The 13,940-nt window shown below is 69.6% G+C and carries 12 protein-coding genes and 1 pseudogene; 4 read left to right on the top strand and 9 right to left on the bottom strand.

What is annotated here, in order from left to right; translation table 11 throughout:
- Positions 1-14: 14 nt before the first annotated feature.
- The 3 genes from OHN74_RS22515 to OHN74_RS22505 form a co-directional block, all read right to left on the bottom strand.
- Positions 15-245 (bottom strand): hypothetical protein, encoded by a 231-nt coding sequence (locus tag OHN74_RS22515; RefSeq protein WP_327700232.1) that lies wholly within the window; start codon positions 243-245, stop codon positions 15-17.
- Positions 246-312: 67 nt separating this feature from the next.
- Positions 313-765, bottom strand: coding sequence for a DUF5707 domain-containing protein (locus tag OHN74_RS22510; protein WP_327696355.1), 453 nt, complete (start codon positions 763-765; stop codon positions 313-315).
- 212 nt (positions 766-977) lie between these two features.
- Entirely contained in the window at positions 978-2,006 is a 1,029-nt protein-coding gene (locus OHN74_RS22505; protein WP_327696354.1) for an alpha/beta fold hydrolase, read from the bottom strand.
- Between the two features lie 453 nt (positions 2,007-2,459).
- On the opposite strand from OHN74_RS22505, the gene OHN74_RS22500 reads away from it, so the two are divergent.
- From OHN74_RS22500 to OHN74_RS22490, 3 genes are read left to right on the top strand one after another with little or no spacing between them, the layout of a single operon-like run.
- Positions 2,460-3,350: a helix-turn-helix domain-containing protein gene (locus tag OHN74_RS22500; protein ID WP_327696353.1), complete on the top strand. Its 891-nt coding sequence runs from the start codon at positions 2,460-2,462 to the stop codon at positions 3,348-3,350.
- Between the two features lie 42 nt (positions 3,351-3,392).
- Positions 3,393-4,352: a hypothetical protein gene (locus OHN74_RS22495; RefSeq protein ID WP_327696352.1), complete on the top strand. Its 960-nt coding sequence runs from the start codon at positions 3,393-3,395 to the stop codon at positions 4,350-4,352.
- A gap of 7 nt (positions 4,353-4,359) precedes the next feature.
- Positions 4,360-4,623 carry a hypothetical protein gene (locus OHN74_RS22490; protein ID WP_327696351.1) on the top strand — a complete coding sequence of 88 codons (264 nt, stop codon included), beginning with the start codon at positions 4,360-4,362 and terminating at the stop codon, positions 4,621-4,623.
- 440 nt (positions 4,624-5,063) lie between these two features.
- On the opposite strand, the gene OHN74_RS22485 is transcribed toward OHN74_RS22490, so the two are convergent.
- From OHN74_RS22485 to OHN74_RS22465, 5 genes are all read right to left on the bottom strand, one after another.
- The gene (locus OHN74_RS22485) at positions 5,064-7,076 is read right to left on the bottom strand and encodes a beta-galactosidase (protein WP_327696350.1); all 2,013 of its coding nucleotides are present in this window, start codon (positions 7,074-7,076) and stop codon (positions 5,064-5,066) included.
- Between the two features lie 55 nt (positions 7,077-7,131).
- Positions 7,132-8,016, bottom strand: a complete 885-nt coding sequence (locus OHN74_RS22480) for a carbohydrate ABC transporter permease (RefSeq protein WP_327696349.1) — start codon at positions 8,014-8,016, stop codon at positions 7,132-7,134.
- Complete coding sequence (locus OHN74_RS22475; protein ID WP_164417745.1) at positions 8,013-9,011, bottom strand: carbohydrate ABC transporter permease; 999 nt, start codon at positions 9,009-9,011, stop codon at positions 8,013-8,015. The genes OHN74_RS22480 and OHN74_RS22475 overlap by 4 nt, the downstream gene beginning before the upstream one ends.
- Positions 9,011-10,318 carry an ABC transporter substrate-binding protein gene (locus OHN74_RS22470; RefSeq protein WP_327696348.1) on the bottom strand — a complete coding sequence of 436 codons (1,308 nt, stop codon included), beginning with the start codon at positions 10,316-10,318 and terminating at the stop codon, positions 9,011-9,013. The genes OHN74_RS22475 and OHN74_RS22470 overlap by 1 nt, the downstream gene beginning before the upstream one ends.
- Positions 10,319-10,890: 572 nt before the next feature.
- Positions 10,891-11,067 carry a hypothetical protein gene (locus tag OHN74_RS22465; protein WP_327700472.1) on the bottom strand — a complete coding sequence of 59 codons (177 nt, stop codon included), beginning with the start codon at positions 11,065-11,067 and terminating at the stop codon, positions 10,891-10,893.
- Between the two features lie 61 nt (positions 11,068-11,128).
- Between OHN74_RS22465 and OHN74_RS22460 the strand changes: the two are divergent.
- Positions 11,129-11,788, top strand: a pseudogene (locus OHN74_RS22460) (glycosyltransferase 87 family protein); the annotation flags it as partial.
- A 168-nt stretch (positions 11,789-11,956) separates the two neighbouring features.
- On the opposite strand, the gene OHN74_RS22455 reads toward OHN74_RS22460, so the two are convergent.
- On the bottom strand, positions 11,957-13,870 hold the full coding sequence (locus tag OHN74_RS22455) for a copper resistance CopC/CopD family protein (protein ID WP_327696347.1): 1,914 nt from the start codon (positions 13,868-13,870) through the stop codon (positions 11,957-11,959).
- Positions 13,871-13,940 lie beyond the last annotated feature (70 nt).

Below are 13,940 nucleotides of genomic sequence, written 5' to 3'. Positions count from 1 at the left end.
CCCGCATCTGTCGATCACTCGATGTGCCCGGTCTCGGGATCCACCTGCGCGAGGAACTCCCGGATGGACTCCTCGAGTTGGGCCGTGTCGGCCTGGACCGGAGGGTGCGTGCTGAATCCGAAGCCGTACCCGGGGTTGGGGCCGGTCAGCCAGGTGAGGTTGTAGGAGCCCGGGGTGTTGTCCGGCTGGCTGACCTCGAACTCCTCGCCGTCGACCGACATCCGCCACGGCTCGTTCACCGACATCACGACCTGCTTTCCTCAGCCCTGGAGACACGAGCGCGTCCGCCCCACGATCACTTGTCCGTCCGGATCACGCAACGGTGAAGTCGGCGGCCTTGGTGACGAACTCCGTGTCGCCGTCCTTCGCGGTGGCCAGCACGGCGACGTGCCACACGCCCCGCTCGGACGCCTCGGCGTCGGCGCGGGTGACGGGGACCGTGTAGGTGCAGCGCACGGTGTCCCCACCGGACGGCTTGCACACGGCCGACTCCACGGAGGCCATGTCCTTGGCGGTCAGCCCCTGCTCGGCGAAGGACGAGTTCGCCGGCCACGCCAGGACCTTCACGTTCTTGACGCCGGCGGACGCCGTCACGTCGGTGGTGAAGGTCAACGAACCGTCGCGGTCGCCGACGGGGGCCGCGTAGCTGGCGGCACTGTGCGCGACCGAGGGAGGCTGCTCCCCGGCGTAGGCGAGAGCGAAGGCTCCGGCACCACCGAGGACGACAACACCGGCAGCCACGGCCAGAACGATACGACGCGCCATGAGAATTTCCCCCAACAGGATCAGCAGATCGAGACCGGCACTCTTGGCGGCGCCGTTGCACCAATCCTGTCCGCGTGGCGGGCGCCGGGTATGAGCGCGCGTACTCAACTCCGGTCTGAGTAGAGGCCGTTCCCACCGTGTGTGCGTCCTCGCGTGCGGCACGCGTTCCTGGACCGAACCGGCTTCAAGCACGCAGTGAGCGCTGACTTTCCTTATGCGGGAAGGGACTTGAGCCAGCCCGTTAGCAGCGCGTTGGTCTCTTCGGGGCGTTCCTGCTGGATCCAGTGGCCGCAGCCTTCGAGGATGTGGGAGCCGGTGAGGGCGGGGAGGGTGACCGGGTGGGCGTCGATCGCGTCGGCCAGCCAGGTGGTGGAGGCGTCCAGGGAGCCGCCGATGAACAGTGCCGGCTGAGTGACGGGGGCACCGGTGTGACCGCCGTCCGCCAGGTCCTCCCAGTCGCGGTCCATGTTCCGGTAGCGGGCGAGGGCGCCGGTCATTCCGGTGCGCTCGAACTCAGCGGCGTAGAAGTCGAGTTCGTGGTCGCCGAGCCAGGCCGGAAGTCGGTGGCGGGGGAAGCGTTCGCGCAGTGTTCCCTTTCCACCTCCACCTCCACTTTCACTTTCACCTCCGTCGCGCGTCACGAAGTGCGGGTCCGGGGCGCCGGGTTCGGGCATGGTGTCGGCGGAGAGTGCGGCGTAGAAACCCGCCAGCCAGCCGCGTACGTCGGGTTCGATCTCGGCCTCGGCCCGGCCGGGTTCCTGGAAGTAGGAGACGTAGAACTCCTCTTCCTCGCCCCCGATGTGCGCGAAGACCTCGCTGGGCCGGGGTCCGCCAGGTGGGCTGTACGGCACGCTCAGCAGGGCGACCGCGCGGAACACGTCCGGGCGGACCAGCGCGGAGGTGGCGGCGATCGTCGCACCCCAGTCGTGGCCGACGACCACCGCGGAACTCTCCCCGAGGGCGTGCACGACGGCGACGTTGTCGTCGACCAGGTCGAGCATCCGGTACGCGCTCGTCTCCTCGGGGCGCGAGGAACGGCCGTAGCCGCGCACGTCGACGGCGACGGCACGGTATCCGGCGGCGGCCAGCGCCGGGAGCTGGTGCCGCCACGAGTACCAGGACTCCGGGAACCCGTGCACCAGCAGGACCAGCGGGCCGGTGCCCTGTTCCACCAGGTGGATACGGCCGGCGGGGGAGGGGACGAGGCGGTGGGTGAGGGGGTGCGGGGGCGGGTGCGGCACGGGAGGGCCTCCGTACGTCGTCGATGGGCGGCCGTGTGGGCGGTCACCGGCAATCGTGAGGTGGGGGACCGGTCTACGCGAGGCCTGTTGCCGGTTCGGCAAACCGGTTCACCGGAACCCGGGAACGCACGTTCCGGTGGCGTGCGCTCAGGCGGACCCCGCGCTCTTCCAAAGAAACACGGGAGACAAAGAAACCCACCAAGCCCCACCTTCCCTCCCGTTCGCCGGAGAGGGGGCGACCACGACCGTTTCTGCTTCTGCTTCCGCTTCCGTGCGGACTCACTCCCCCGGGTGAACATCACCAACTCAGCTGGATTTGTCCCCGGTTGCCTGACTTACTCTCAGCGCAGCACCACCAGCAACGTCACAGACAACTCCAGACATGCGACGGCCCTCGCCGGGACTGCAATCCCAATGCGAGGGCCTGACCACCAAGGAAGATAGAGCTTCCCGATGGATACGCAGAACCCTAGTGCGCCCCCGTGCGCCCAGTCCCGCCCAGCGGGCAAAAATCACCCTCGCCGGGGCCCCAATTCAGGCGTCTCCGGGGTGATCCACGACAACGTCCGCCACACCACCCGCTTCACGGTGATCGGCAACCACCTCGCCCAGCACGCCGAGTTGTCGCTGCTCGCGATCGGGCTGGGCGCCCACATCCAGTCGCTGCCCCCGGGCGCCCCCGTCGACATCAAGACCCTCGCCAAGCGATTCCCCGAGGGCACGACCCGTATCGCCGCCGCCCTGCGCGAACTCGAAACCCACGGCTACCTGCGCCGAACCCGCGAACGCACCCCCACCGGCAACATCGTCACCCGCACGGTCTCCTGCAACCGCCCCGGACACCGCGCCGCCACCACAGCAGCGGACAACGCGCCCAAACCCCCCGCCCGACGGGCCACCCCGGCGCAGAAGCCCCCGCGCCGCGCCCTGCCCGACGTACCGAAACCCTCCTACCCCTACGCCTCCCTCATCCAGAAGGCCACCGACCTCCTCGTCGGCCTGCGCCGCCACGACCACCGTCTGCTCCTCTCCACCACGGACACGGAACACCTGGCCCCCGGCGTCGCCGCGTGGCTGGAACGGGACCTCGTCCCCACTGCCGTACAAGAAGCCCTCACCACCCGCCTCCCACCCGGGGACCTGCACCGCCCAGCCGCGCTCCTGGCCCACCGCCTCGCAGCCCAGCTACCGCCACCGCCTCCGTTGCGCGCACCCGCCGGGCCATCAGCCGTCCGGCACCCACTCCGGAACTGCGACAGCTGCGACCGCGCCTACCGGGGTCCGGAGCCGGGCAGATGCGGTGACTGCCGAACGGCTGCCCAGCCAGGCGCCCATCACCTCTGAGCCCCCTGCCCGTCCCGACGACCCCGAGCACGAAGGAACCTCATGGTCAGCCCACCCCATGAAGCGATGCACCGCATCTTCCAGCACGATCCACACCTCTTCAGCCGCCTCTCCGCCGTGCTCGGCTTCTCCCTCCCCACCCCGGTGGAAGTCACCGTCATGCCCACCGACCTCACCGAGACCAACCCCGTCGAACGCCGCGTGGACACCGTCTTACGTCTGAAGAGCGCGGACGGCAGTTCCTACGTCCTCGCCATCGAGGCACAGCGGAAGAAGGTCTCGTCCAAGCCCGCGAGTTGGGCCTACTACACGTCGTACCTGTGGACCACATACGGACTGCCCACCGCGCTCATGGTCGTGTGCCAGGACCACGCCACCGCCAGGTGGGCCCAGCAACCGGTGGTCAGCGGGCCGCCAGGACTGCCCACGCTCACCCTCACGCCCCTCGTCGTGGGCCCGCACAACACGCCCGCGATCACCGACCCGGCCGAGGCCCGCGAGGACCTCGTGATGGCCGCGCTCTCCGCCATTACCCACGCGGCCGAACCGGACATCAATGCCATACTGAAAGCACTGTCCGCCGCCCTGCAGCAGGACGTGCCCGAGGACGACGCCGACCCGATCATCGAATTCGTTGCACAAGGGCTGGGCGACAGCCCGGCCAGGAAGCTCTGGAGGAACCTGGTGGCCGTGGACCTCTCCTTCTACAAGTCCTACATCGCGGAAGAAATCCGGGACGAGGGCCGCGCGGAAGGCCGAGCCGAAGGTGTCGCGGAGGGCCGCGCGGAAGGCCGAGCCGAAGGTGTCGCGGAGGGCCGCGTCGAGGGCGTCGCCCAAGGCAAGGCCAACGCCATACTGCTCGTCCTCGAACAGCGCGGCATTCACGTGCCCGCCGAAGCCCACGACCGGATCACCGGCTGCAGCGACCTCGGCCTCCTGGACACCTGGCTCACCCGCGCTCTCACCGCCACATCCGCGGCGGAGATCTTCGAAGCCGAGTAGCGCAGTTGTGGACCTCTCCTTCTACACGTCCTTCATCGCGGAGGAGATCCGTGATGAAGGACGCGCCGAAGGCCGCCTTCAAGGCCTCGCCGAAGGCCTCGCTCAAGGCCTCGCCGAAGTCATCCTGTTCGTCCTGGAGAAGCGCGGCCTCGCTGTGTCCGACAAAGTACGTGAGCGGATCACGGCCGGCGACGACCCCGAGATCCTGCGCGGCTGGATCGCCCGCTCCGTCACCGCCACGACCGCCGCAGAGATCTTCGAAGCCGAGTAGCACCCGGCGTCAGGCGCTCGCTCAGCCGGTCACCCGCATGGCCGGCAGTGCGACGAGTACGGCGATCACGACAGCCGCCGCCGCGAGGCCCGCCGGCCGGACGACCCGTTGCCTCCGCATGCCGCCGGACGACCTTGAGTCCGCCGTCGGCCTCCGGAGGCTCGGGGAAGACGAAGTACACCCATTCCTGGTCGGCGTTGACCGTGACACGGCCGACCGGCAGACAGCGGAGGGTCGCCTCCCGCAGTACCTCCCCTTTCGCGAGGGCCAGTCGGGGCTCGACCTCGGTGCGGAGGGATTCCGGCAGGTCGGCCGGGAACTTGTCGGTGACGTTGGTGAGGATCTCCTTGCGCCGGCCCGCCCCATCCAGGAGAGCAGAGTACGAGCCACCCGACACCCCATCAAGAAGGCGTGAGCGCACCCCCGTTGGATCGTCCGAGCTAGGGACGCGGCTCCCGCACGACCGCCACCCCGCCGGGCGCGACCCGCACCGAGCCGCCCGCCAACGCCTCCCCGGTGAGGAGTTCGGTCGCCCCCGCTCCCACCGCGACCTCGGCCCCGCCGCCCGCGTGGTCGATGACGAACAGGAAGTCCGCGTCGGAACCCCGCCGCACCACCGCCTCCACGCCCGCCGGAGTCGCCCGCACCCCCTCGACACCCGCCTCCGCGCACATACGGGCGAGCAGCGCGCCCAGCGTCGACGGGTCCGGACGGGTGGCCAGGTACCAACCGGCGCCCGCGCCCAGCGAGTTGCGTGTCACCGCCGGGATCCCGGCCAGCGGACCGTCCGTGTACGACAGCACCGCCTCCGCCCCGGCACCCTCCAGCCGCAACCGCTCCGACCACAGTGACCCGGTACGGCCCTCCCCCAGCCCCACCGACTCCCCCGGCAGCAAGGGGAACAGCTCGTCCGCCCGTACTCCGAGGGCCTCTCGGAACGCGCCCGGGTAACCCCCCAGCCGCACATGGCAGTTGGTGTCCACGGCACCGCTGTGGAAGCCGACGGCCAGCGTGCCCCCGCGCTCCGCGAACCCGATGAGGTTGGCCGCCCCTGCCTCGTCGACCAGGTACAGGCTCGGGGCCAGCACCAGCCGGTATCCGTCGAGTTCCGCGTCCGGCCGGACGAAGTCCACCGCGATGCCCGAGCGCCACAGCGGCTCGTACCAGTCCCGTACGAGATCCTGGAAGCGGAGTTCACCGCTCGGCTGGGAGGGGAGTTCCAGTGCCCAGCGGGCGTCCCAGTCCCAGACGATGGCCACCGAAGCCGTGCCCCTGCTGCCGCGCACCTCCGCCAATGCCCGCAGATCCGCGCCCAGTTGGACGACGTCACGCCAGATCTGGCTGTCCGTGCCGGCGTGCGGGAGCATCGCCGAGTGCCACTGTTCGGCGCCCGCCTTCGCGGCCCGCCACTGGAAGTACGCGATGCCGTCCGCGCCATGGGCGACATGGGAGAGGGCGTTGCGGCGCAACTCCCCTGCCGTCTTGGCCCTGTTGACCGGCTGCCAGTTCACCGCGCCGGTGGAGTGTTCCATCAGGAACCAGGGGCCTTGGGCCAGCGAGCGCATCAGATCGCCGCTCAGCGCGATGTCGATCTCCGACTCGGGGTCGGTCGAGCTGAGGTAGTGGTCGTTGGCGACGACGTCCAACTCCGGGGCCCAGCGCCAGTAGTCCAGGGCGTCGAAGTTGTACATCACCATGAAGTTCGTGGTGGCGGGGGTTCCGGGAGCCGCCGCCCTCAGTACGTCCCGCTCCGCCTTGTACAGCGACAGCAACTCGTCGGAGCAGAAGCGGCGCCAGTCCAGCTGATGGGTCGGGTTCGGGACCGCGCCGGTCGCGCGGGGCGGGATGATCTCGGCCCAGTCGTAGTACCACTGGCTCCAGAAGGTGGTCCCCCAGGCGTCGTTCAGCGCCGCCAGATCATCCCCGTACCGTGCCCGCAGCCAGCGGCGGAAGGACTCCGCGCTCTCGTCGCAGTAGCAGGCGGGGTTGTGGCAGCCGTACTCGTTGTGGACGTGCCACATCGCGACCGCCGGGTGGTCCGCGTACCGCTCCGCGAGCGCGCCCGCGATGCGCAGGGCCGCCTCCCGGTAGGCCGGACTGCTCGGGCAGAACGTCTGGCGGCTGCCGTACGACAGCCGGCGCCCGTCCTTGTCCACCGGGAGCGCCTCGGGGTGGGCGCGGAAGAACCAGGCCGGCGGTGCCGCCGTGGGCGTGGCCAGGTCGGCGGCGATGCCGTTCTCCTGGAGCAGGTCCAGGAGTCGGTCCATGCGCGTGAAGTCGTAGACGCCCTCGGCCGGTTCGAGCAGCGCCCACGAGAAGATGCCGACACTGACCATGGTGACCCCGGCCTCACGCATCAGGCGCATGTCCTCGGCCCAGACCTCCTCGGGCCACTGCTCGGGGTTGTAGTCGCCCCCGTACGCGATACCGGGGACAGCGAGTTCGCGCTTCATCGATCAACTTTCCTGTTCTTGCAAAGGCCCGTTCCCGCAGAGGGGTGTCCGGCCGTCAGCCCTTGTTGGCGCCCAGGGTCAGGCCGCTGACGAACTGGCGCTGGAGTGCGAAGTAGACGATCAGGGTGGGGATCGCGGTCAGCAGCGCACCCGCGGCGACCAGGTTGGGGTCGGTGAAGTACTGGCCGGAGAGGTTGTTGAGGGCCGAGGTGATCGGCATGTTCTCGCCGGTGGAGATGAGGACGAGGGCCCAGAAGAAGTCGTTGTAGATCCAGATGGAGAGCAGGGTGGCCAGGGCCGCCATCGCCGGGCGGCACAGCGGGAGCACGATCTGCCAGTACATCCGCCACACCGACGCGCCGTCGACGAGCGCGGCCTCGGTCAGTTCGTGCGGGAGCATCCGCATGTAGTTGGCGAGCACGAAGGCGCAGAAGCCGGACTGGAACGCGATGTGGATGAGGACCAGGCCGAGCGCGGAGTCGTACAGCTTGCCGGACGCGGTGATCCCCGGCAGGTCGATGAGCAGGTACATGCGGTACAGCGGCGTGATGATGACCTGCTGCGGGAGCAGGTTGCCCGCCGTGAAGATGAGCAGCAGGAACAGGTTGACGCGGAAGTCGAAGCGGCTGACGTAGAAGGCGACCATCGACGACAGGAACAGTGTCAGCAGCACCGCCGGGACGGCGATGATCAGCGTGTTGACGAAGTAGTGCGACATGTCCGACTGCGTGAACGCGTTCGTGAAGTTGTCGAAGCTCAGCTTGTCGGGCCAGGAGACATAGCCCTTGGTGCTGGTCTCGGCGTACGGGCGCAGGGCCGCGTAGATCGCCCAGAGCAGCGGCGCGAGCCAGGCCAGGGACATGACGACGAGGAACACGTGCAGCAGTACGCGGGCGGGTCGGACGGGTGCGCGCTGTTTCAACGACATGGAGGCGCTCATGCCCGCCGCTCCTTCCGGAAGGTGCTGATCAGGTACGGGATGATCACGACGAGCGAGATCACCAGGAGGACGACGGCGATCGCGGAGCCGTATCCGATGCGGCTGGACTCGCCGATGATGTTGTTGGTCACCAGGATCGAGAGCAACTCGGTGCCCTGGGCGCCCTTGTTGAAGACGTACACGAGGTCGAAGGCGCGCAGCGACTCGATGATCGTGACGACCAGGACGATGGTGTTGGTGGGGCGCAGGGTGGGGAAGATGACGTTCTTGAACGTCTGCCACTCGTTGGCGCCGTCCAGCGAGGAAGCCTCGCGCAGGGACGGGTCCACACCCTTCAGACCGGCCAGGTAGAGGATCATCATGTAGCCGGTGTGCCGCCAGGACGCGGCGACGAGGATGGCCCAGAGGTTGAGGTCCGGATCGCCGATCCAGTCGATGTAGTGGCCGGGCTTGTTGGCGCCGATCAGGCTGTTGATCAGGCCCGTGTCCGGGTTGTAGACCAGCTGCCAGACGAAGCCGATGACGGCCATCGACACGACGACCGGCAGGAAGAAGGCCGTCTGGTAGACCCGGCTGAAGCGGATGTTCTTGTCCAGCTGCACGGCCAGGAACAGGCCGAGCGGGGTCGGGATCGCGATGAGTACGACGAACCAGATGACGTTGTGCTGGACGGCCGGCCAGAACTGCGGGTTGTCGGCGAAGAGGTCACGGAAGTTCTGGAGCCCGACCCACTTGATGGAGTCGAAGCCGATGCCGTCCCAGGTGGTGAAGGCCAGCCCGATCGAGGCGAAGGCCGTCACCCACACGAGGGCGATGTGCAGGAAGGTCGGCAGGCCCGCCATGAAGCCGAGGGCTACCCGGTCACGGCGGGTCAGCAGTCGGCGGTGGCCCGAGGCCGGCTTGCGGCTCTGCGGGGACGACGGGGTACCGGTACCGCCCGGGGGCGGCGTGTCGGCCGCCCCCGGGACCACGGGGATCGAATCGAAGGTGCTCATCAGGAGGCGAAGATCGTCTTCTTCTGGCGCTCGATGGACGAGAGCAGGCTGTCGATCCCCTTGGGGTCGCGGATGAACTTCTGCAGCGCCGGCTGCATCACCGTGGAGGTGAAGTCCGGGCGGCTGTCGCGGTCCATGAACTGGGTGAGGTTCTTCGCGCCGCTGATCATCGCGTACGCCTTCTTCTGCAGGGCGCTGTACGAGGAGGTGTCGGCGTTGCTGGAGGCGGCGACGACGTTCGGGTCGGCCTTGAGGTAGATCTGCTCGGCCTCCGGCGTGCCCAGGAACTCCAGCAGCTGGACCGAACCGGCCTTGTTCTTCGGCGACTTGCTGAGCATGAAGCCGTCGGTCGGCGCCTCGACCGTGTCCTGCCCGAAGGAGGGGTCGATCTCCGGGAAGGCGAAGAAGTCGAGGTCCGCCGCATCGGTCGCGTTCGTGAACTGCTGGCCCACGAAGGTGCCCAGCAGATACATGCCGGCCTTCTTCGAGACGAGGGTCTGGGCCGCGTCCTGCCAGGTGCGACCGGTCGATCCCTCCTGGCTGTAGGGGAGAATTTCGGCCCAGTTGTCGAACGTGGCGCGAACCTTCGCGTCGGTCCAGGATGCCTTTCCGGCCATCAGCTCGACGTGGAAGTCGTAGCCGTTGGTACGGAAGTTGATCTGGTCGAAGGTGCCGAGCGCGGGCCAGGCGTCCTTGTCGCCGAAGGCGATCGGGACCAGGCCGTCCTTCTGCATCTGCTTGCACAGCGCGATGAACTGCGCCCAGGTGGTGGGCACCTCGTAGCCGTGCTCCTTGAAGACGCTCTTCCGGTAGAACATCGCCCAGGGGTACGTGTACAGCGGCACGAAGTAGTACTTGCCGTCCGCACCCTTGCTGAGCTGCTTCATCGCGTCGGGGAAGTTGCTCCCGATCTTCTGCCACACGTCGTCGATCGGGCTGGCCAGGCCCTTGCCCGCGAAGAACTGCATGCGGTAGCCGGCGAACCAGGTGAACACGTCGTCCGGGGTGCCCTGGAGGTAGGAGTTGATCTGCTCCTGGAACGTGTTGTGGTCCTTGGTGTTCACGTCGACCTTGATGCCGGTCTTCTTCGTGAACGCCGCGTAGATCTCGGCGAAGGCCTTCTTCGGGACGGCGTCCGACGAGTTCGAGCCGAGGGTGACGGTTTTCGCGTCGGTACCCGAGTCGCTGTCGCCGCAGGCGCTCAGCAGCGGCGCGGCCGCGCCGAGCGCCGCCGCGCCGCCGATGCCGCGCAGCAGGGTGCGACGACTCGGACCGGGGACGAACAGACCGGAGGGTGTGTGGTGCATGACGGCTCCTGAGGACAGACCCCCCGAAACGGGGAGCAAGGTCACGACTACGCTTAGTCCATGCTGATCTAAATCGACCAGAAATCAACTTGACCGAACATCGTGGCGGCAATAACAGCCCCATGTCCGGTCATGCGTCAAGAGCTGAGGTCCGCCGTTCCTGAAACGTGATGGACACGTGAACGTGAACCTTTGCTAACGGACAGGCGGCAAACAGCCGACGCAAACCCTTCCCTCGGCCGTTCGACCGAGGGGCGCGGCCCCGCCCACCGCAAAAGATGACCTTTCAGCCGAGGCGGGCGGACCGGCCCGGAAGCGACATTGGTGGCGATCACGTCAGCCGGAGCCGGCAGGAGCCCGCCCATGCCCAGCACGCCCACCGCCACGGCACCCAGGGCTACCGGGAGACCCCCCGCCGGGCCCCCGCCCCGGGCCTCGGCCCGGCTGTCGACCCTGGCACCGTTCCGCCGGGACGTCGTCCTCCTGCTGGCCTGCGCGGCCTTCGCACTCTGTCTGGCGCTGGTCACGACCCTGACCCCGCACCGCGTCTGGGGCGTCTGCGCGGCCCTCGGCTACGGCACGGCGGCGGCCCTGGCCGCGCGGGCGTCCCGCCCCTGGGCGAGCCGGGCAGCACCGCTCGCGGCCACCGTCGGCGCGGTACTGCTCCCCCTGGCCCTGCTGATCGCGTTCGGCGGGGCCCAGTCCGAGGTGGGGGTCGTCGAACACTCGGGCGCTCTGCTGCTGCACACGGGCAACCCGTACGCGCCTCACCCCGTCACCGTGGACGACTACAACCCGTACCTGCCCGGCATGGCCCTCTTCGGCCTCCCCCACGCACTCCTGGGCGACACCCCACTGGCCCCGCTCGCGGACGCCCGGCTGTGGTTCTGCGCGGCTTTCGCCGCCTGCGTGTACGCCACGGCCAGGTCCCGTAGGCCCGGTGGGGCCCCAGCAGCCGGCTCAGCCCGTGCCACGGCGCTGCTGCTCACGTTCCCCGCCGTGGCCCTGCCCCTCGCCGTCGGCGGGGTGGACCTGCCGGTGATCGGGCTGATGTGTCTGGGGCTCGCGCTGGCGGCCCGGGTCGGTTCCGGGCCCGGAGCAGGGGTAGCGGCCGGGCTGGTGATGGGCGCCGCCGCGGCCCTGAAGTGGACCGCCTGGCCCCTCCTCCCGGTCGGCCTCGCCCTGATCGCCGTCACGGCGGGCCGCCGTTCGGCCGTACGGGCTACGGCGACCGCCCTCCTGACGTCCGCGGCGGCCGTCGTACCGGTCGCCCTGGCCGGTCCCCGCGCCTTCGTCGAGCACGTGGTGCTGTTCCCCCTGGGCAAGGGGGACGTCCGCTCCCCGGCGACGAGCCCGCTGCCCGGCCGTCTGCTCGCGGAGTACGTCCCCGGCGGCTTCGTCCTCGCGGTCGCCCTGCTGGTCGCGAGCGCCGTAGCGGTGGCGGCGTCACTCGTGGTCCGGCCACCGCACACGCTCCGGGCGGCGGCCGACCGTCTCGCCATCGGCCTGGGCCTGGCGATGTGCCTGATACCCGCCACCCGGTTCGGCTATCTGGTGTACCCGCTCGTCCTGGCGGTGTGGTTCCGCGCGGGCCCGACAGATGCCGGACCGGAGCTCCCGCCATCGGATCAGGTCGGGTCAGCCGCCGATCCGCACCTTCCGCGACACACTCACCTGATCCACGTCCGACGTCCGGATGGTGACCTTCATGGTCCAGGTGCCGGCGATCGGCAGGTTGAGGTTGTTGGTGCCCCAATAACCGCCCTGGTCGGTGACTTCGGCGTTGAGCGGGCCGATGTCCTTGCTGGGGAGCGAGAAGGAGACGCGCAGTTCGGGGACGGTCGCGAAGCCGTCGTCGGGGCCGAACACCACCGCCTGCACGCTGTTCTCGCCGACGCGGCCGGGTTCGAGGGTGATCTGCACCTTGCCGTGGCCGCCCGGTGTACCGACGTCGAAGGGAATCGTGGTCGTGGACGCGCCGATCACGCCGGGGACGGGCGCGTCCTTGGCGGCCTCCGCCGCCTCGGCGGCGGCCCGGCCCGGCAGGGTGGTCGTCAGGACGGTCGTGATCACCAACACCGCTACCCCGACGGCCACTTCGGCCAGCACGGAACGGCGGAGCCGACGCCGGTAGGAGGCACGTACATCGTCTGAGATGCCGTCGTCGGAAGCGTCGCTGACCCCGTCCCCGTCTCCGTCCCCCTTCCCGTCCTTGTCGCGGTCACCGTCGCTGCCGCTGTCGCCCGACCGCGTCGCCGGACCGCCGACCGTCTCCGGCACCCGCTCCTCGACCTTCGCCTCCGCCGTCTCCGGGACCAGCAGCCGGCCCGTCCACCGTCGCGAGAACCCGGCGGCCACCAGCAGCAGGGCCACCGCGCACACCTTGGCGATCAGGATCCGGCCGTACGACGTACCGGTGAGCACGTCCCAGGAGCCGAGGCCGCGCCAGGACTGGTAGATGCCGGTGACGGTCAGGACGGCCACGGAGGCGAAGGCCAGCCGGGAGAAGCGGGCGACGGTGGACGCCGGGAGCGGCTCCTCCGCCTGGAGCAGGGTGAGCAGGGCGACGAGGCCGCCCAGCCACGCGGACATGGCGAGCAGATGCAGCACCGAGGAGGCCATCGCCACCGGCACCTGGATACCGGCCGACGCGTGCTCGGCGGCGGCCCACGTCAGCGTGAGACCGAGGGCGAGCACGGCCCCGGCGGCGAGAAGGACCGGTTTCGCGCGGTCGCCCGTGTCGGCTTCGGCGCGCCGGTGTCGACGTACAACCAGATTCAGCAGTACGGCCGTTGTGGCCAGCAGAGCGAGCCGGGCCAGGAGCGCCAGACCGGGCCTGCCGGTCGCGGTCCGTTCCAGGGTCGCCAGGTCGAAGGCGCTGCCGGGTGCGGTGCCCGCCTCGTACGGGCCGCGCAGCAGGAGCAGGGCGACGGTGGACACCAGGAGGGTCCACCAGCCCGTCAGGACCAGTCGGCGCAGGGGGTCCGTGCTCGGCGGGCGGCAGAGGAGGACGAAGACGACGGTGCCGACGAGCAGTGCCAGAGCTGCGTACGCCAGGTAGCGCACGATGTCGTAGAGGGCGCTGGTGGCGACGTTCTCGGTGGGGCCGGTGTCGATGGTGGCCGGGGTCGCGGAGGGTGCGCCGATGGAGAAGGTGAAGGCGCCCGAGATGGGGTGGCTGTCCGCCGAGACGACCCGCCAGGCCACGGTGAACGTGCCCTCGCCGAGGCCCCCCGGCAAACTGACGCGCACCGCGTCGGAACGCCCGTCCACATGCTCGGCCTCGCCGGTGCTCACGCGCCGGCTGTCGGGGTCGAAGAGACGGAAGGAGTCGTCGAGCAGGGCGACGGACTCGGTGAAGGTCAGGGTGACCTGTCGGGGCGCGGAGTCGAGGACGCTGCCGTCCCGGGGGTCGGTGTCACGGAGAGCGGCGTGCGCGGACGCGGTGCCCGCCCCGCCGACGAGGAGGAAGAGGACCAGCATGGTGCCCAGCAACGCCAGCCGCTGAACTCCCCGGACGTTCCTTGCTCCCCGGACGTTCCTCACGCCCATCCGCCCGCCGAGCTCCGTGCGCTCACCGATCCCCGTGCGGTCGCCTCCTGCGGCTCGTCGGTCATCGCGC

It is taken from the genome of Streptomyces sp. NBC_00459 (assembly GCF_036013955.1).
Classification (GTDB): Bacteria; Actinomycetota; Actinomycetes; order Streptomycetales; family Streptomycetaceae; genus Streptomyces.
The sequence above is the reverse complement of the archived record's forward strand: the minus strand, read 5'-3'. Positions and strand labels throughout refer to the sequence as shown.